Annotated in this window: 10 protein-coding genes and 2 pseudogenes; 3 read left to right on the top strand and 9 right to left on the bottom strand. The window is 71.3% G+C overall.

All coding sequences use genetic code 11. From position 1 onward, the window contains the following. Positions 1–26: 26 nt before the first annotated feature. The 5 genes from ABD355_RS18295 to ABD355_RS18315 form a co-directional block, all read right to left on the bottom strand. On the bottom strand, positions 27–1,205 hold the full coding sequence (locus ABD355_RS18295) for an FAD-dependent oxidoreductase (protein ID WP_344401495.1): 1,179 nt from the start codon (positions 1,203–1,205) through the stop codon (positions 27–29). 145 nt (positions 1,206–1,350) lie between these two features. Beyond that, on the bottom strand, positions 1,351–2,715 hold the full coding sequence (locus ABD355_RS18300; RefSeq protein ID WP_344401497.1) for an FAD-dependent oxidoreductase: 1,365 nt from the start codon (positions 2,713–2,715) through the stop codon (positions 1,351–1,353). A gap of 296 nt (positions 2,716–3,011) precedes the next feature. Beyond that, the gene (locus ABD355_RS18305; protein ID WP_344401499.1) at positions 3,012–3,860 is read right to left on the bottom strand and encodes a chitosanase; all 849 of its coding nucleotides are present in this window, start codon (positions 3,858–3,860) and stop codon (positions 3,012–3,014) included. Between the two features lie 150 nt (positions 3,861–4,010). Then, entirely contained in the window at positions 4,011–6,818 is a 2,808-nt protein-coding gene (locus ABD355_RS18310; protein ID WP_344401500.1) for a SpoIIE family protein phosphatase, read from the bottom strand. 659 nt (positions 6,819–7,477) lie between these two features. Beyond that, positions 7,478–10,012 carry a SpoIIE family protein phosphatase gene (locus tag ABD355_RS18315; RefSeq protein ID WP_344401501.1) on the bottom strand — a complete coding sequence of 845 codons (2,535 nt, stop codon included), beginning with the start codon at positions 10,010–10,012 and terminating at the stop codon, positions 7,478–7,480. Between the two features lie 217 nt (positions 10,013–10,229). On the opposite strand from ABD355_RS18315, the gene ABD355_RS18320 reads away from it, so the two are divergent. Continuing rightward, positions 10,230–10,862: a GNAT family N-acetyltransferase gene (locus ABD355_RS18320; RefSeq protein WP_344401503.1), complete on the top strand. Its 633-nt coding sequence runs from the start codon at positions 10,230–10,232 to the stop codon at positions 10,860–10,862. A gap of 24 nt (positions 10,863–10,886) precedes the next feature. Here the strand turns inward: ABD355_RS18320 and ABD355_RS18325 are convergent, their stop codons facing one another. The 3 genes and pseudogenes from ABD355_RS18325 to ABD355_RS18335 all read right to left on the bottom strand — a co-directional run. After that, entirely contained in the window at positions 10,887–12,617 is a 1,731-nt protein-coding gene (locus tag ABD355_RS18325; RefSeq protein ID WP_344401505.1) for a dolichyl-phosphate-mannose--protein mannosyltransferase, read from the bottom strand. Between the two features lie 126 nt (positions 12,618–12,743). Continuing rightward, positions 12,744–13,085 (bottom strand): annotated as a pseudogene (locus ABD355_RS18330) (hypothetical protein); the annotation flags it as partial. Positions 13,086–13,167: 82 nt separating this feature from the next. Continuing rightward, a pseudogene (locus ABD355_RS18335) lies at positions 13,168–14,046 on the bottom strand (chitinase); the annotation flags it as partial. A 347-nt stretch (positions 14,047–14,393) separates the two neighbouring features. Between ABD355_RS18335 and ABD355_RS18340 the strand changes: the two are divergent. After that, a complete protein-coding gene (locus tag ABD355_RS18340; protein ID WP_344401507.1) occupies positions 14,394–15,173 on the top strand; it encodes a maleylpyruvate isomerase family mycothiol-dependent enzyme in 780 nt (259 codons plus the stop codon). A gap of 47 nt (positions 15,174–15,220) precedes the next feature. On the opposite strand, the gene ABD355_RS18345 is transcribed toward ABD355_RS18340, so the two are convergent. After that, positions 15,221–16,078, bottom strand: a complete 858-nt coding sequence (locus ABD355_RS18345; protein ID WP_344401508.1) for a class I SAM-dependent methyltransferase — start codon at positions 16,076–16,078, stop codon at positions 15,221–15,223. A gap of 171 nt (positions 16,079–16,249) precedes the next feature. Between ABD355_RS18345 and ABD355_RS18350 the strand changes: the two genes are divergently transcribed. Beyond that, a complete protein-coding gene (locus tag ABD355_RS18350; RefSeq protein ID WP_344401509.1) occupies positions 16,250–18,340 on the top strand; it encodes a DUF1996 domain-containing protein in 2,091 nt (696 codons plus the stop codon). Positions 18,341–18,369: the final 29 nt, after the last annotated feature.

The raw sequence follows: 18,369 nt of genomic DNA on the forward strand, positions 1-18,369 counted from the left end.
CGGCTGGCGGCCGGTGCCCGGCACGCTCACGCGTTTCCGGCCGACCGTTCTTCCAGGATGTCTGACTCCCACTCCAGCAGACGTATCAGTCGGTCCTCTCCGGGCCGTGCAGGAGGCGTGCCCGGACGCCCGGCGGGAGACGAGGATTGCGTGCCTCGGGAGATGTTCCCGCTCACTGTGATGTTGTGTTCGACGCGCGGGCGGCGCAGCTCCTCGTACAGGCTGAGCGCCGTATCGGTGTCGGGTGCGTCGCGCAGGCACTTCGCGAGGACCACGGCGTCCTCCAGCGCCAAGGACGCGCCCTGACCGGTCACCGGAGAGGCCGCGTGGGCCGCGTCGCCGATGAGGAGCAGCCGGCCGGAGCGCCAGGGCGTGCCGGCGGGTATCTCGGTGGCGTTGGTGACCATGACCTCGTCACCGGCGGCCGCGACGATGTCCGCGGCGGGAGTGGCGTCCTTGCGCAGCAGCGGGACGAGCAGTTCACGCCAGTGGGCGGGAGAGCCGTCCGCGATAGCGTCGGCGTCCAGCGGCTCGCCGCCCACGCGCGCGAACCAGTACGTCTCCCCTTCGGGCGAGACGGCGTAGCCGAAGGCTGCCGTGCTGCCGCGCACCATCGTGATGCGCGCCTCCGGTTCCGACCGCTCCGCGGCGCCGGTGTAGCCGTAGAAGACCCGCTGACCGGCGTAGCACGGCTGGGTTTCCGGGGTGATCTGCCGGCGGACCGTGGAGTTCAGCCCGTCGGCGCCGATCAGCAGGTCGCCGGTCGCGGTGCTGCCGTCGGTGAAGTGCGCGGTGACGCCATCTGCGCCCTCTTGGACGGAGGCGAGGCGGGCGCCGTGCCGGACGGGGATTCCCCGGCGGGCGGCCTCCGCCTGCAGGGCCGCGGTGAGGTCGCCGCGGCGCAGGCAGCGGAACTGCAGGAGCGGGTCGGCGGCTTCACCGAGGGGTACTTGTGCCAGCTCGGCGCCCGCGTCGTCCAGTACCCGCATCGAGGTCAACGGGAAGCCGAGCGCCGTGACCGCGGCAGAGGCGTCGAGCTGGGCGAGGGCGCGCATGCCGTTGCTCGCGAGGGTGAGGAACGCGCCCAGGTCCTCGGCCGAGCCGGGATGCGCCTCGTGCACGGTGACCTCGAAGCCCGCCTTGCGCAGGGCCAGAGCCGCCGCCGTGCCGGCTGTTCCACCGCCGATGACCAGTACACGTGCCACGCCCCACCCCGCTCGTCTCCGCACGGCCCCCGCGGTCGTACGCACACAGGGAGGAACGCATGAGCGACATCAGGGGTTCCGTGCGAAGCCCACGCCGGTCGTGTCACGTTTCTGCGGGGTGCGGCACGACCGGCGTTCGCCAGCGTCAGGCGCCGCTCGCCCCGAGCATGTCCTCACGCTCGACGATCTTCACGCGCTCACGGCCCTGCGGCTCGCCCAGCGCCTTCTCCGCGGCGTCCAGCCTGTACCAGCCCTCCCAGGTGGTGAAGCGGACGCCACGCTCGGCGAGGAATGCGTCCACGGCCTCGGGTTCGGGTGAACCCGGCGTCTGCAGACGGCCGTTCGCGTGGTCGTCCAGCAGGTTCGCCACCGTCTCGTTGGCGTCGCCCTTGGTGTGGCCGATCAGGCCCACCGGACCGCGCCGGATCCAGCCGGTGACATACGTCGACTGCAGGTGCTCGCCGGACTCCTGGACGACCCGTCCGCCCTCGTCCGGGACGGTGCCGGAGTCGAGGTCCCAGGGCAGCTTCGGCAGCTTGTCCGACAGGTAGCCGACCGCACGGTAGACGGCGGTGACGTCCCAGTCCTTGAACTCGCCGGTGCCCTTGACGTTGCCGGTGCCGTCCAGGGCGGTGCGCTCGGTGCGCAGGCCCACGACCTTGCCGTCCTCGCCGAGGATCTCGGTGGGCGACTCGAAGAAGTGCAGGAACAGCCTGTGTGGACGGTCGCCGACATCGCGGATCGCCCAGTTCTCCAGGGTCTTGGCGACCATGTCGGCCTGCTTGTTGCCGCGCCGGGTCTCGATCGAGCCCGCGTCGTAGTCGATGTCCTCGGGGTCGACGATGACCTCGATGTTGGGGGAGTGGTCCAGCTCCCGCAGCTCCATGGGGGAGAACTTCGCCTGCGCCGGGCCGCGCCGGCCGAAGACGTGGACCTCCAGCGCCTTGTTGGCCTTCAGGCCGTCGTAGACGTTCGGCGGGATCTCCGTCGGCAGCAGCTCGTCCGCCGTCTTGGCGAGGATGCGGGCCACGTCGAGCGCGACGTTTCCGACGCCGAGCACGGCGACCTTCTCGGCCTCCAGCGGCCAGGTGCGCGGGACGTCCGGGTGGCCGTCGTACCAGGACACGAAGTCGGCGGCGCCGTACGAGCCGTCGAGGTCGATGCCCAGGATCGGCAGGGCGCGGTCGGCCGTCGCACCCGTGGAGAAGATCACGGCGTCGTAGAAGGCGCGCAGATCGTCCAGGCTGATGTCGGTCGGGTAGTCGACGTTGCCGAAGAGGCGTATCTGGGGCTTGTCGAGCACCTGGTGCAGGGCCGTGATGATGCCCTTGATGCGCGGGTGGTCGGGGGCGACGCCGTAGCGGATCAGGCCGAACGGGGCGGGCATCCGCTCGAAGAGGTCGATGGACACACCGGGGTCGGCGGCCACCTCGGACTTGAGCAGGGCGTCGGCGGCGTAGATCCCGGCGGGGCCGGCTCCGACGATGGCTACCCGCAGGGGGCGCGGCATGATCAGGTTCCCTTCGAGCGATGACAGGCGACTCGAACGGGAAGCCTAAGCTAAGGCAAGCCTAAGTCGGTACGCGGGTCCGCTCTATGAGCTCATAAATCAATTTTATGACCCGGAACGCTCAGGCTTCTCAAGTGGCTCAGCATGGCCTCCGAGGGCACCTCGGAGGCCCACGGCCGATACCACGAGATGCGGGGTCTCGAGAAGGTGGCCGTCGTGGACCGCGTCGGCCAGCGCCTCTGGTGCCGCCGGGCTGCCGTACCGCCCCCGCGCGGTGCGGCAGCCCGGCGCCCCGGTCAGCCGATGTGGTAACTGTCCCCGTACACCTTCCAGTTGAGCGGGGTGTCGAGACACAGGTTGCCGTTGCGCAGGAAGACCCGCTGTTCGGTGTCGACCCGGCTGGTGTCGCTGTGCGCCTCCTCCTGCTTCATGGCCCACACCCGGGCGTCGAGGAAGGCGTTGAGGTAGGCCACCTCGTCGCCGCCCTGCGCCGGCGGCTTGGCCTTGTTCAGGGCGCGCTTGCGTATGTTGCGGAAACTGGTGGGGTCGTCGCCGTCGCCGTGCATGACGATGGCGTCGTAGTAGGCGAACTGCCCCAGCGTTCCGATCCGGTCCGCCTTGCCCTGCTGGACGGCCGGGTTGAAGTACACGCGGTCGCGCTCGTCGTTCTGTGCCTGCTGGAACGCGGTGTCCTGGGCCGCCTTGCGCCAGTCGCGGGGGAAGTTCGGGTCCAGGCCCTCGTGCGAGTCGGAGCCGTTCACCGCGCGCAGCGCCGGGAGGTATTTGGCAAGAACGTTGCCTGGCTTGCGGTCGGTGTAGAGCTGGACGAGGTCGAGCATGTCGCCGGTGCCGGAGCAGAAACCGATGATCCCGGCGGTGTAGCCGCGGCCGTCGCCGATGTCCTCGATGTACTTGTACTGAGCTTTCCAGTCGAGCGAGGAGTTCTCCGCGCTCGACACCAGCTTCATGGCGATCTCCTTCTTCGCCGGGTCGTCGAGGCCCACGCAGCCCGCCGCGGACGGGGTGGCCGAGGCGTGGGAGGGCCGCAGGAAGGGCGCTGCGGCCAGGGATGCGCCGACGGCCACGAGGACGCTGCGGCGTGCGATGCGGGCTGGACGTGCAGGGTCGCTGGAGGGGTGCGCCACGGGGGCTCCAAGTGGTGGTGGGGGGTGGGGAGTTGGCCGTACCTGACACTGATAGGAAGGTTTCCTATCAGAGCGGCGACGTGACGCACACCCGTCGCGGAAGAAGTTCGTAGGGATGTACGAACCAGGTACGGACCAAAAGGGGGTGAGTCAGGGCAGCGGCTGTTCCGCCCAGATGACCTTGCCCTCGGGGGTGTACCGAGTGCCCCAGCGATCGGCGAGCTGGGCCACCAGGAACAGCCCGCGGCCGCCCTCGTCCGTCATCGCCGCGTACCGGAGGTGCGGCGATGTGCTGCTGCTGTCGAAGACCTCGCAGATCAGGGTGCGGTCGAACAGCACGCGCACAAGGATGGGGTCGGCGCCGTAGCGGATCGCGTTGGTGACCAGCTCGCTCAGGATCAGCTCCGTGGTGAACGTCAGCTCGTCGAGCCCCCACTCGGTGAGCCTGCGGCTGACGGAGGCCCGTACCTCACCGACGGCCGCCGGGTCGTTGCGCACCTGCCAGTCGGCGATCCGGTCGGCGTCGAGTCCGCGGGTACGGGCCACGATCAGGGCGACGTCGTCGCTCGGCCGGGCCGGCAGCTGTGATTCGAGCACCACCCGGCAGGTGTCCTCGGGTGACTCGCCCGCGCGCTCCAGTGCCCCCCGCAGGAGCGCGAGCCCCTCGTCGATGTCCCGCTCCCGGTCCTCGACCAGCCCGTCCGTGTAGAGCACGAGACGGCTGCCCTCCTCCAGCACGAGATCGGCCGTCTCGAAGGGCAGGCCGCCGAGGCCGAGCGGAGGACCGGCGGGTACGTCGGGGAACTCCACTTCGCCGTCCGGCCGGATGAGGGCCGGCGGCGGATGGCCCGCCCGGGCGATGGTGCACGTGCGCGATACCGGGTCGTAGATCGCGTACAGACAGGTGGCGCCGGTGACCGGGGCGTTGCCGCCGTCCGTCGTCTCGTCCTGGTCGATGCGGCCGACCAACTCGTCGAGCAGCGCGAGGAGTTCGTCGGGCGGCAGGTCCAGGGCGGAGAAGTTGTGGACCGCCGTGCGCAGCCGCCCCATGGTGGCCGCGGCATGCAGCCCGTGCCCGACGACGTCGCCGACCACGAGAGCGACCCGGGCACCCGACAGCGGCAGTACGTCGAACCAGTCCCCGCCGACTCCGGCCTGCGCCGGCAGATACCGGTAGGCGATGTCCAGCGCGGTCTGCTCGGGCAGGCGGCGGGGCAGCAGGCTGCGCTGCAGCGTCACCGCCATGCTGTGCTCACGTGTGTAGCGGCGGGCGTTGTCGATGGAGACCGCGGCGCGGGCCACCAGCTCCTCCGCCAGGGCCAGTTCGTCCGCGTCGAAGGGCTCCGGCTTCTCGCAGCGCCAGAAGCTGACCACCCCGAGCAGCAGCGAGCCCGCGCGCAGCGGCACGGTGATCAGCGAGTGGATGCCGTACTCGACGACCTGCGCGGTGCGCTCCAGATCCTGCGCGTGCCAGCCCGGCGCCGCACCGAGGTCCGGCTCCAGCACGGCCTGCCCGGAGTACAGGCTCCGGGCGTGCGGCGAGGAGTCGACGAACTTGATCTGCCGGCCCACCTTGTACAGCGGGGCGTCCTCACGGATCCCCCTCGACGCGGTACGGCGCAAGGAGGAGGCCACCGCCTCCGGCTGGCCCCCGCCCAGCACCGCGTCGAACAGGTCCACCGTGGCGAAATCGGCGAACCGCGGCACGGCGAGCTCCGCCAGCTCCTCCGCGGTACGGGCGACGTCCAGACTGGTGCCGATGCCCACCCCGGCGTCGTACAGCATGTTGAGGCGTTCCCGTGCCGTCTCCGCGCGGCCGGACAGGGCGCGCAGCTCGGTCGAGTCGCGCAGCGTGGCGACACTGCCCGGCGGGCCGCCCTGCACGTCCGTGGGCCGCTGGTTGACCGCAAGGAGCCGGTCCTTGACCAGGTGCACCTCGTCGGTGGCGACGCGCCCGGAGGCCAGCAGCTCGGCCGTGTCCGGGGCGAGGCCCAGGTCGAGGGCGTGCCGGCCCTCGGCGTCCGCGGGCAGGTCGAGCAGACGGTGCGCCTCGTCGTTGGCGAGCAGCAGCCGGCCCTCGCCGCTGACGATGAGCACGCCCTCGCGCACGGCGTGCAGCACCGCGTCGTGGTGCTCGTACATGCGGGTCATCTCGTGCGGGCCCAGGCCGTGCGTCTGGCGCAGCAGCCGTCTGCTCACCAGCGCGGTGCCGCCGGTGGCCAGGGCGAGACCCCCGGCCGCGGCGAACAGGACGAGGGGCAGCTGCCGGTCGGCGGTGCCGCCGACGGTCGCGGTCGTGATGCCCGCCGAGACCAGGCCGACGACCTTGCCCTGAGGGTCCTTGATCGGCACGACCGCCTGCACCAGCCGTCCGATCGTCCCGTTGATCTCCTCAGTCACCGTCCCGCCGGCCAGCGCGGGGGCGATCGTTCCGACGAACTTCTTGCCGATGCGGTCCGGCTTGGGGTGGGTGTAGCGGATGCCGTCGGTGTTCATGACGACGATGAAGTCCACGCCGGTCGCCTTGCGGGCGGCCTCCGCCCGCGGCTGCAGGATCTTCGTGGGCTCGGGGCTGCTGAGCGCCTCGCGGGTGCCCGGCGCATTGGCGAACGCCTGCGCGACGGCGACCGACCGGTTGCGGGCCTCCTGCGTACTGTCGTGCCGGACCTGCAGATACAGCGCCACCACCGCGGCGACCACCAGCAGCAGCACGATCACCACCTGCAGGACGAACACCTGCCGGGCGATGCTGCGCCCGGTCAGCGCCGACCGCAGTGCGCTGATGCGGCCCGGTTCCGGCTCGGCCGGGTGTCCACTCGGGCGGCCGGGCGCGCTGCGCGGCGTCCGCGTCGTGCGCCGCCCGTGCGCTGCGTGGGCGCGATCGCTCGCGCGGCGGGCACGGGGACCGCCGGGACGGCGGTGCGACCGGGTCCCGGAACGGTCCGGAAGTCGGACCATGTGCCCATGTCTACACTGCCGGGCCGCGTGAGGCGAGAGGCGTCACAGCGGGTGACAGAGATCGCCCTCTGTCCGCGTGCCGACGTCACGGGCGGTGGACGGTTTCACTGCTGGTTCCCGTGCGGCGTGCGGCGCATGGCGAGAAGCAGCCTGATGTCGTCGGGACGGTCTGCGGAGTGCCGGGCTGTCGCGGTGGGGGGTCGGCGACCCCGGCCAGCGGAGGGAAGGCCAGTAAGTGACAGAGATCTTGCTCCCTGTCCGTATGCCGATGTCGCCGGGGGAGTGGGTTTCACTGCTGGTTCCGGTGCGGCGTGCGGCGCGTGGCGAGCAGCAGCGTGATGTCGTCGGGACGGTCTGCGGGGTGCCGGGCTGTTGCGGTGGGGGGTTGGCGATCCCGGCCAGCGGAGGGAAGGCCAGTAGGTGACAGAGATCTTGCTCCCTGTCCGTATGCCGATGTCGCCGGGGGAGTGGGTTTCACTGCTGGTTCCGGTGCGGCGTGCGGCGCGTGGCGAGCAGCAGCGTGATGTCGTCGGGACGGTCTGCGGGGTGCCGGGCTGTTGCGGTGGGGGGTCGGCGATCCCGGCCAGCGGAGGGAAGGCCAGTAGGTGACAGACATGTTGCTCCCTGTCCGTATGCCGATGTCGCCGGGGGAGTGGGTTTCACTGCTGGTTCCGGTGCGGCGTGCGGCGCGTGGCGAGAAGCAGCGCGATGTCGTCGGGACGGTCCGCGGAGTGCCGGGCCGTCGCGGTGAGGCGGTCGGCGACCCCGGCCAGCGGACGGCGGCCCGGGCGGACGGCAGGCGCGCCGACCTTCGCCAGGGCCACCCGCAGAGCGGTGATGCCCTCGTCGATGTCGACACCGGGCCGCTCCACCAGCCCGTCCGTGTACAGCGCGAGGACGGCGCCGGGCTCGATCCGCAGCTCGGCCACGGGGTACTGGGCGTGCGGATCCACGCCGAGCACCACGCCACCGGGCAGATCCAGCACCTCGGTGTGGCCGTCCGGGTGACGCAGCAGCGGCGGCGGATGCCCCGCGCGGGCCGCCCGCGCCAGACCCGAGGCCGGGTCCAGCCGGATGTAGCAGCAGCTCGCGAACTGCCCGGGGTCGAGGTCGATCAGCAGATGGTTCGTGCCGCTCATCACCTCGTCGGGCGGCCGGTCACCCAGCGCGAACGCCCTTACCGCGCTGCGCAGTTGACCCATGGTGGCCGCCGCCTGCACGCCGTGCCCCTGCACATCGCCGATGACCAGCGCCAGACCGTCCCCCGCCTCCACGACGTCGTACCAGTCGCCGCCCACCTCCATGCCCTGCGTGCCGGGGAGATAGCGGCCGGTGGTCTCCACCTGCGGATGGGCCGAGAGCCGGCGGGGGAGCAGGGCCTGCTGCAGTCCGCGGGCGAGCGCCGCCTCGCTCTCGTAGCGTTTGGCCTTCTCCATGGCGTGGGCGATCAGCCCGGCGAGCGCGGTGAGTGCCGTGCGCTCCTCGGTGCTGAAGCTGCGTGAACCGTCGAAGCCCAGGATGCAGGAGCCCACCGGACGCCCGGAGGCGATCAGCGGCAGGAAGGCGCGGGCCCCCTCGTCCGCGTCCAGCGGGATGCCCGGGTAGGCGGCGGCCAGCTGCTCCATCGAGTCGAAGAAGATCGGCCTGCCGCTGGTCAGCGTCTCGACCCCGGGCAGATGGGCGTCCAGGCCCACGCCCTCGAAGGGGCTGAGGAACCCTTTGGGGAAGCCGTTCTCCCAGGCCAGATACAGGTGCCGGTCCTGCAGCAGATAGATGGCGAGGCGCCGGCCGCCGAACGCGGGCAGCAGTTCCCGCATGACCACGGCTGCCACCTGCCGTGCGGTGACCGCCTCCGTCAGCGCGATGGCCAGCACGATGGGGCGGTACAGCGGAGCCATCGACGGGACCCCGGGAGAGGTGGTGGCGGCCGGGTCCCGCGTGAGGTCGGCGGCCGCGTCCGCCACCCGGTTCGCCGGGCGGAACGTGCAGGTCAGCACGTCCGGGCCGGGATACACACAGACATCGAGCCAGGCGCCCTCGTACGACGGGGCCTCGTCCTGCCCGCCGTCCGTGGCGGGCCGCGCGACATGGAAGCGCACCGGTTCCGGGGACAGCAGCGCGCTGCGCAGATGGTCCTCGAAGGCCGGCTGGTTCAGCCAGGGCACGCCCTCCCACAGGGGCCGGCTGAGCAGCTGCGTCCGGGAGCAGTGCAGCAGCTGGCCGGCGCGCGGGTTGGCGTAGAGGACCAGCCCCAGCCGGTCCAGGCAGAGCACCCCGTCGGGCAGCAGATCGGCGGCGGCGTCGGCCGCCGCGCCGGGACCGGGATCGACGATGAAACCACGGACCGGATGCGCGCCGGAGGGAGTGCCGGGCGGGGCCGGGGCCGCGTACGGGCTCCACAGCTCCACCAGGCGCAGTGCGCCGTCCTCGGCCCGCACATACAGCGGCAGCGGCGGCGGTCTGCCCGCGGCCGTCTCCCGCAGCGCGGCCAGGACCCGCTGGGTCTCGGCGGGGGCCACTGCGTCCGCGAGCGCCTCCACGGACGTCGCGAACGCGTCGATCGGCACCCCCAGCAGGGCCGGCAGGCGTTCGTCGACGGTCACGACGTCCGTCACCGGATCCCAGGCGAAACCCCCGGCACGCCCCGCGGGCGGGCGCGCGCCGGGCGGCCGTACGCACACGGGCTCCCCGTCCCAGGCCACCGACGACCTGCCGCCGTCCTCCAGTCGCCGCAGGGCAGTGCCCAGGTCCTCAGCCAGCCGCACCATGCGATCGCGGTGGTGGAGCAGCTCGGTGGCGTCCGCGGTGGAGTGCCGCAGCACGGTCAGCACACCGAAGGTCGTCGACCCGCAGCCGATCGGTACGTGCATCGACCCGAACTGGAACGGCAGCCCGGCCGCGAACTGGGGATAGCGGCGCATCGTCTCCGCGGCGTTCGGCAGGACCACCTGCACGCCCAGCCGGTAGGCGTCGGCCACCGGGAACGGCCGGTCCACATGCAGCCGCCACCAGGGCCGGAACAGCGGGCCGGGCAGCCCCGCGAGCACCGCCAGCCGCAGCAGCCCGGGCGTGCCGGAGCGCAGATAGACCCCGCCCGAGTGCCCGCCGGCCGCGCCGATCGCCTCCGTCGAGGCGTCGATCAGCAGTGCGGCCAGCTGCCCGGGCGTCCGGTGTGCGTACTCCGCGCGAGTCATCGGCCCTACCTCGTCCGTACGCCGTCCAGCGGGCGACACAGCAAGAATGCGCCACTACGGGCGTGTGGCGCACCTGGGAGGTCGCGGTCTCCGCAGAGGAATCACGGCTCCCGGGTGTCGCATTCACGACGGCCTTCCGCGTCCTTGACGCCTGCGAGGCCGCGAGGGAGCAGCCCAGAACCTTGTGGGAGCGCTCCCAGTTGTGCAGGATGCTGCGGTGACCGCGACGCCCGCCATCCGCCCCTACCGCTCCGAGGACCGCCCGGCCCTCGACGACATCTGCATCCGCACCGCACACAACGGCCAGGACAGCCGTCCCGTCTATGCGGACCCCACCATCTTCCCTACCGTCTTCGCGGCGCCCTACGTCGTACTGGAGCCGGAGCTGGCCTTCGTCCTGGACGACAGGCGCGGCCGGGCCGTTGGCTACATCCTCGGCACCGCGGACACGCCCCGCTTCGTCGAAGACTTCCGCACCAAGTGGCTGCCCCTGGTCGCCGACCGCCATCCGGAGCCCGCAGGACCGCCGACGACCCCGGACGAGCAGATGATCCTGCTCCTGCACCACCCGGAACGAATGATCGTGCCCGAGGTCGCCGCCTACCCCGCCCATCTGCACATCGACCTGCTCCCCGCGTGGCAGGGCCAGGGGCACGGGCGCGAGCTGATGCGTACCTTCCTGCGGGCCCTGCACGACCGGGGCATCGCAGCCGTACACCTCTCCATGGTCACGGCCAACACCCCGGCCAGGGCCTTCTACGACCGGCTGGGCTTCCACCGCATCGACGTTCCGGACCCGGGGCCTGTCACGTATCTCGGTCGCTCGACAGGGGAGTCGGACACCCTGTGACGGTCGGGAACGTCGACGCCCGCCTCATATCCAGGTGTCCAGCCACATCCGGGCCCGCCAGCCGCCGTACGGGATCGTCGTGCCCGTGTAGAGCGGATAGAAGTAGATGAAGTTCCAGGCGATGAACAGCACCAGCACGCCCGCGCTCATCGCGCCGACCAGCCGCCGCCGCTCGTCGGCCCCCGACGGCCCCAGCAGGGCGCCGACCATCATGGCGACGGCCAGGCACAGATAGGGCACGAACACGACGGCGTAGAACGAGAAGACCGTACGGTCCTGGTAGTTGAACCACGGGAGGTACCCCGCACCGACCGCGCACAGGACCGCGCCCGCGCGCCAGTCGCGGCGCAGCGCCCAGCGGAACAGCAGATAGAGCAGCGCGCCGCAGGCCGCCCACCACAGCAGCGGGGTGCCCAGGCCCAGGATCTCCTGCGAGCAGCCGGTGGCGGCGTGACAGCCCTGCTGCCCCGCCTTCGGCGACTGGTAGTAGAACGCCACGGGTCGCCCCTGGACCAGCCAGCTCCACGGGTTGGACTGGTAGCGGTGCGGGGCGTGGAGGCCGATGTTGAACTGGTAGACGGCGTGTTCGTAGTGCCACAGGCTGCGCAGTGGAGCCGGAATCCAGGACCAGGTGCCGCCGCGGCCGTCCGCCCAGTGCCGGTTGTAGCCGTTGTCGGACAGGAACCAGCCGGTCCAGGTCGCCAGATACGTCACCAGCGCGACCGGCACCAGGGAGAGCGTCGACCAGCCGAGATCCTTGCGCAGCACCGCCCGGTACGGGTGGCCCGCCCCGGCCACGCGGCGGGAGCCGACGTCCCACAGGAGAGTCAGGGCCGTGAAGAAGACCAGGAAGTAGAGGCCGTTCCACTTGCTCGCGGCGGCCAGCCCCAGGAGGGAACCGGCCGCGAGCCGCCACGGACGCGCGCCCATGCAGACCCGTTCGCCGGTGTACGCATCGGGACGCGCGAAACCGTCGTCGCCGATGGGCAGCGCCGCTGCCAGGCGGGCCCGTGCCTTGTCCCGGTCGACCAGCAGGCAGCCGAACGCCGCCAGCGCGAAGAACATCACGACGAGGTCGAGCAGGGCGGTCCTGCTCATGACGAAGTGCAGACCGTCCACCGCCAGCAGCGCTCCGGCGAGACAGCCGAGCAGCGTCGAACGGAACAGCCGGCGCCCTATTCGGCACAGCATGAGCACCGACAGGGTGCCGAGCGCCGCCGTCATGAACCGCCAGCCGAACGGGTCGAGTCCGAACAACCCCTCCCCGAGGGCGATCACCCACTTCCCCATCGGCGGATGCGCGACGAAGCTGCCGGTGTCGGAGAGCGGGATCACCTGGGGGTGCGCGAGGATCTGCGGGTCGGCGATCTTGCGGTCCGGCCAGCTGCCCTCGTAGCCCAGCCGCAGCATCGCCCAGGCGTCCTTGGCGTAGTACGTCTCGTCGAAGACGACGGCTCGTGGTTGCCCCAGCCGCCAGAAGCGGAGCGCGCCGGCCAGCACGGCGACGAGGACCGGTCCCAACCAGCCCAGGGAGCGCGCGAGGCGGCGAGCCGTCCGAGGGCTGAGGCCCACCAACTCCCAGATCCTGGTGGCCGGTTCGGGAAAAGGCGGCACCAACCGGGCACGGACGTCGGTCCGGGGGACTGCCGCGTACCCGAACCGCCGCAGCCGCAGCGCCCAGGGGGTCGCCTCGGGCGCGGCGGCTGCGCGGGCGTCTTCGTCGACGTCGGCCCGTGTGGGGGTGTCACTCGTCACCGGGTCATCGTAGGGAACGCCAGTGCGGTTCGGGTTCGGCGCCCGTAGGCGCGGCGTGGTGCGGGGCCCCGACCGCACCCGCGCGGCGGTCGGGGCCCTTCGCGCACCGGCTCAGGAGCGCGCGTGCGGGTGTGAACTCGCCGTACGGCCCAGCCACTTCAGTCCGTCGAGCAGGAAGCGGTTCTGCGTCTCGCTCGCGAACGTCGACGACAGGGTCGTGGCGGTGGCGTAGTCCAGCGCGTTGTGGCCGAAGTTGGCGTACAGCATCCGGTACTTCGTGTTCGTCCACAGGGCCTTCGAATCCGGTGCGTTGGGCGGCGGCAGGTCGTCGAGGGACGGCACGAACTGGAAGCCGCTGACTCCGCCGTTGGCGAGCAGATCCCAGTTGTTGCTCGCCGTGTAGGTGAAGCCGTTCTGTGCGGCCTGCTTCGGGAACCAGTCGTTGGCCTCGTGGACGAAGCTGATGTGGAGCACGAGGACGCGTACGGGCGCCGGTTCGGATGGCCTGCATCGGTGAACTCCCCTTTGGTCTGTACGGGGCCAGGGGAGTTCAGCCCGTGTACTGGGCGAAGACGCGCGTGTAGTCCCACGCCTGCTGCGAGACGCCGGAGCAGCTGTCCGCGCCGCCGCCGGTGCAGGGGCGGTCGCGGTTGGCGGACCAGAAGGTGAGCCGGGCCAGGTGGTGCTGCTGGGCATAGCCGAGGATGGTGCGGAAGTCGGCGACGGTGACCTTCTCGTTCTGGTCCGTGATCCCGTTCATGGAGGAGATGCCCATGGTCCGGTAGGCCTGGTCGTCGCCATAGCCGTAGGCGCTCTTGAGCGCGGACTTGAGGCCCTCGGCGGCCTTCAGGGTCAGCGTCCCCATGTTCTTGCCGGCGCCGCCGAAGTCGAACGGCATGATGGCCCAGGCGTCCACCGGCAGCCGGGACGCGGCCGCCCGTTTGATCAGGCTGGTGTCGGGTCCGCTCTGGTCGGTGCCGATGGTGACGTACACCTTCAGGCCCGGGTTGTTCGCCTTCACGGTCTTCAGCGCGTCCACCGTGCGCTGCTGCACGGCCGGGTTGCTGTAGGCGTCGGCCTCGATGTCGATGTCGATCGCCTTGAGCCGGTAGGCGCCTATGACCTTCTGGTACGCGGCTGCCAGCTCCCCGGCGTTGGAACAGGAGCTCTCCAGTTTGTTGCCGCTGTACCCGCCGAAGGAGGGGATGACGTCACCGCCGCCCCCGCGCACGGTGTTGACGGTCCGCTGGTCGACGCCACCGGTGAGCGGGCGGCTGCCGTCCCACTGCGGATTGCAGTGCCCGTTGCTGAGGACGAAGGCGAGGGTGAACCACTTGACGCCGGTGGCCTGGGTGATCGTGGCCGGGTCGGGCGGGCTGCCCCACCCGTTGTAGAGGTACGGCGCAACGGCCATGGGGGCCGCGGCCGGGGCGGCGCCAGCGGGAGTGGCGGTGAGGGCTGCCGCGGAGAGGGCGGACAGGGCCAGGGCGAGGCAGACGCGCAACGCGGCGCCGTGAGCGGGGGGTTGGGGGTTCATGGGTGGGGTCACAGCCTTTCGCCGGCAAGGGGCGGTGGGGGGTGGAGACAGCACAAGATGGTTCACATGGGTGAACGCTGGGCGTACTCGTGAAGCCGTGTGACCGGGAACCTAAAGGTCTGAACCAAACACGTCAAGAGGTGAAGCCGCGGTGACACGAGTCCGCTGGGTCTCTCCAAGAAATTGAGTGCACAGGGAATCCGAGTGCGGCGGAGGGCCGGTTCGCCCATCATGTGCGGATGACGTCGCTGACCTTCGACCGCTGCTGTCGCGAAATCGTCACCCAGACCGACCTGCTCAGAGCGCAGATCAGAGGAGCGAACACGTGCATCCCCGTGGCCACTTGCCCGGGCTGGGATCTCGGCCGGCTGCTGCGGCACGTGGGTGGGGATCACCGCTGGGCAGAGGAGGTGGTCCGGACGCGAGCCGTCGAACCCGTTCCCGGTGACCTCGTCGACGACCCGGCCGCATACGCCCAACTGGACGACGGCGCACTGGACGACTGGCTCGCCGAGGGTGCCGCACGGCTCGGTGCCACCCTGCGCGAGGCCGGCCCCGATGCGCGGGTGTGGACGCCGGCCCATGATCGGAACACATCCTTCTTCTGGGCCAGGAGGATGACGCACGAGACCGTCGTGCACCGGGCCGATGCCGCGCTGGCATCGGGCGCCGCATTCACGCTCGACGACGATCTGGCCGTGGACGCGGTGCAGGAGTGGATGGAGTTCGCGACGGTCCCCGAGGCGTACGAGCCCCGGCCGGGAGCACCCGGCCTCCTCGGCCCCGGTCGTACGCTGCAGTTCGAGGCGACCGGCGCCGGGCAGTGGCACGTCGACCTCGGCGGTGACCGGCCCGTGTGGCACAGCGGGCGCGCGGCGGCCGCCACGACCGTACGCGGACCGGTCACCGACCTGCTGCTGTTCCTCTACCGGCGCCCCGCTCCCGCAGTCGAGACCGGCGGCGACACGGCACTGCTCGAACTCTGGCTGACCCGTACGGGGTTCTGGCTGGAGGCATAAGAGGTCGGGGCCCAGCTTCATCGTGGTTCCGCAGGGCCGCGTGCGGGTCACTGAGACGCGCGGCGAACGGCGGTCTCACGGGCCGACCGTAAGCTGTCGACGGCCCCCGCTCTACGGCCCCGCACGCCCCAGGCGCGTGCCCTGAGCGGGATCGAGCGGTCCGCCCGAGTCGGCACCCGCTCCCGAAGTGCTGTCCGCAGTCGTTCCCTGGCCGCCGGTGTGAGCGAGGCGACATGGCCGGGGGCAGGGCCCTGGCCGGACAGGAACGGATCCCACAGATCGGCGAAGTCGGCGAAGCGGGTGGGGACTTCGAGGGGTACGACCTCCACCTCGACCAGTGCGGCCTCGCTCCACAGCCGCCGCAGTGGGGCCGGCCGGCACAGCGGGAACCGGCGGCCCTCGTCCAATTCCGCCGCCGACCTGGGATCGACGGCGGTCACGGCGTCCCAGAAGTGCCGTAGCAACCCCATGCCTTCGGCGTAGTCCCACACATATGCGGCGACCAGCCCGCCCGGCGCCACCACCCGCGCGGCTTCGGCGACCGCGGCACCGGGCTCGGCAAGGAAGTTGAGGACCAGTCCGCTGACGGCCACGTCCACCGCTCCGTCGCCCACGGGAAGTGCCTGTGCGTCGGCCCTGGCGAAGAGCGCAGGAGGGGACCCGTGCGCGCGGGCCGCGGCCACGAGCCCGGCGGACCGCTCCACCCCGAGCAGCGTCCGCGGCCGGCACCGGCGCGCCACGGCCGACGTCAACGCCCCTGAACCGCAGCCGACGTCCATCCACCGGGATCCGGGCGCACACGCCAGCCAGGCCACGAACTCGTCGGCCACCAGGCGGCTCCAGCGCCCCATGTACCGCTCGTACGCGTCCCCGGCGTCCCACACGTCGAAGTACTGCCCGGCCACGCTTCCACTGTGCCGTGCTGTCCCGGTTTGCGCCACGTGTGGGGATGTGGGGGCACGCGCTTTCTGAGAGGTTCGTATGAATCTGTGGGGTGCTTGAACACGCCGGTTCCGCCGTCCGTATGTGGCGAGGGATTTCCATGCCTGACCGCCGTGATCCGTAGGAGAACTCTCGTGGGACGCAACACGCGCAGACGCCCAACAGGCCCGCGCCGCGCAACCTTTGCGGCATTCGCGCTGATGCTGGGCGGAGGCGGGCTGGTGGCGGTCAATGTCTACGCCTCTGCGACGGAAGGCGGTTCGGGCACGGACGCGCAGACGCGCAGTGCCGCGGCCGGCACGATCGACTGCCCGGACGTCGGCAGCAAGTTGACGCAGGTGCCGGAGCAGGCGCGGGGCGAGGTCGACAAGGAACTCGCCTCGATGGACCAGCAGATAGCGGAGGCCTACCAGCGGCTGCAGGCGGCGACGCCGGAACAGCGCCAGGACAGCGGCTACACCGACGACCAGGTCATGAAGCCGCTGAAGGAGAAGCGGAGCGAGTCCCTCGACCGCATCGGCAACGCCATGGACCAGGCCGGCCGGCGTCCCGACGGGCTCGGCTCCATGGCCGACTGCTCGATGCGCACCTGGAACGACCAGAACGGCGGCCAGGGTGCGCAAGGCGGCCAGCAGCAGGGGCAGGGGGACCAGCAGAACGGCGGCCAGCAGAACGGCGGCGGTCAGCAGGGCGGGAACGGAGGCCAGGCCGGCAACGGGCCGGTTGCCGCGGACTACCAGGACATCAACTCGGTTCAGCCCAACGCCCCGGCGCCGGACCTCAAGTCCTTCGTCTCCAAGGGCACCTTCACCACCAGCTGCGGTGTGAACGCGAACGGCCTGCGCAACTCCGACAACGTGATCGTCGCCCCGGGCGTCACCAACGGCGCCCACCACTTCCACGACTACGTGGGCAACCAGTCCAACAACGCCTTCGCCAGCGACGCCGACCTCGCGAACGCCCAGACCAGCTGTGAGAACCCGGGCGACAAGTCCACGTACTACTGGCCGGTGCTGCGGCTGCAGAACGGCGCCCAGGACAAGGACGCGAACTCGCCCGGCGGCGGCATCGAGGGCAACGCGGGCCAGATCGTGACGCCCAAGCAGGTCACGATGACGTTCATCGGCAGCCCGCGCAGCCAGGTCACGGAGATGCCGCGCCTGCTGCGCATCATCACCGGCGATGCCAAGGCGTTCGTGAACGGACCGGCCAATGCCAACGCCTCCTGGAGCTGCACCGGATTCGAGGACCGGCAGCTGAAGGACAAGTACCCGCTGTGCCCGCAGGGCAGCGACGTGGTCCGCACCTTCCGGTTCCAGAGCTGCTGGGACGGCCGCAACATCGACAGTGCCAACCACCGTACGCACGTGGCCTTCGCCGACGCCTCCGGCAACTGCGCGAACGGCTTCAAGGCCATCCCGCAGCTGGTGCAGCGCATCGTCTACGACGTGAAGGCGCCGAGCCTGCAGGACGGCGGCCGTACGACCCCGCTGTTCGCGGTGGACTCCTTCCCCGAGCAGCTGCACAAGCCGGTCACCGACCACGGCGACTTCATCAACGTCTTCGACGAGGGCCTCATGAAGGAGGTCGTCTCCTGCATCAACGGCGGCCGTGAGTGCGGTGCGGGCACCGGCGAGGACCCGGGCTCCGGCGGGGGAGCGACCCAGCAGCCCACCGAGAAACCGACGGAGCAGCCGAGCGGGCAACCCACCGACCAGCCCACGGCCACCGATCAGCCGACGGCCACCGGCCGGCCCACCCAGGAGCCGACCGCCAAGCCCACCGACGACCCGACCACGCCGCCCGCCGGCGGCGACAACGGCAACTCGGGCGACGGTTCCGGCAAGGGGAATTCCGGCAGCGGATCCGGCGGCCAGAACGCGCAGCCCACGACCACCGCTCCGGAGACCGGGCGGCCCGCCAACGACGGCAGGCCCACGATCTCCAGCACGTCGGAACCGAGGGTCTACGCCACGTCCAAGGCCTCCCACAGTGCCGCGGCCGTCCCGGCGAACGGCGGCACCAACGCGGGCGGCAACTCCGCCCAACCGCAGGCCACGGGCCAGAACGTCCCCGCCGCCGGCAACCAGACCGAACCGCAGGCGGCCCAGAGCGGTGCGCTCGCCGAGACCGGCACGACCTTGTGGCCCGCCACGGTCGGCACCGTGCTGCTGCTCGCAGGGCTGTTCCTCCTCACCCGCACTCGGCGCAGTTACCTGCGCTGATGACTGGGGGCCCCTGCTGCCGCTCCAGG

It is taken from the genome of Streptomyces longisporus, from assembly GCF_039532765.1.
Lineage (GTDB): Bacteria > Actinomycetota > Actinomycetes > Streptomycetales > Streptomycetaceae > Streptomyces > Streptomyces longisporus.

Coding starts and splice junctions, on each gene's coding strand:
- ABD355_RS18315 (WP_344401501.1), bottom strand. CDS start 10,012: ATGACTCGCGCGGAGTACGCACACCGGACGCCCGGGCAGCTGGCCGCA.
- ABD355_RS18340 (WP_344401507.1), top strand. CDS start 14,394: ATGACGTCGCTGACCTTCGACCGCTGCTGTCGCGAAATCGTCACCCAG.
- ABD355_RS18310 (WP_344401500.1), bottom strand. CDS start 6,818: ATGGTCCGACTTCCGGACCGTTCCGGGACCCGGTCGCACCGCCGTCCC.
- ABD355_RS18300 (WP_344401497.1), bottom strand. CDS start 2,715: ATGCCGCGCCCCCTGCGGGTAGCCATCGTCGGAGCCGGCCCCGCCGGG.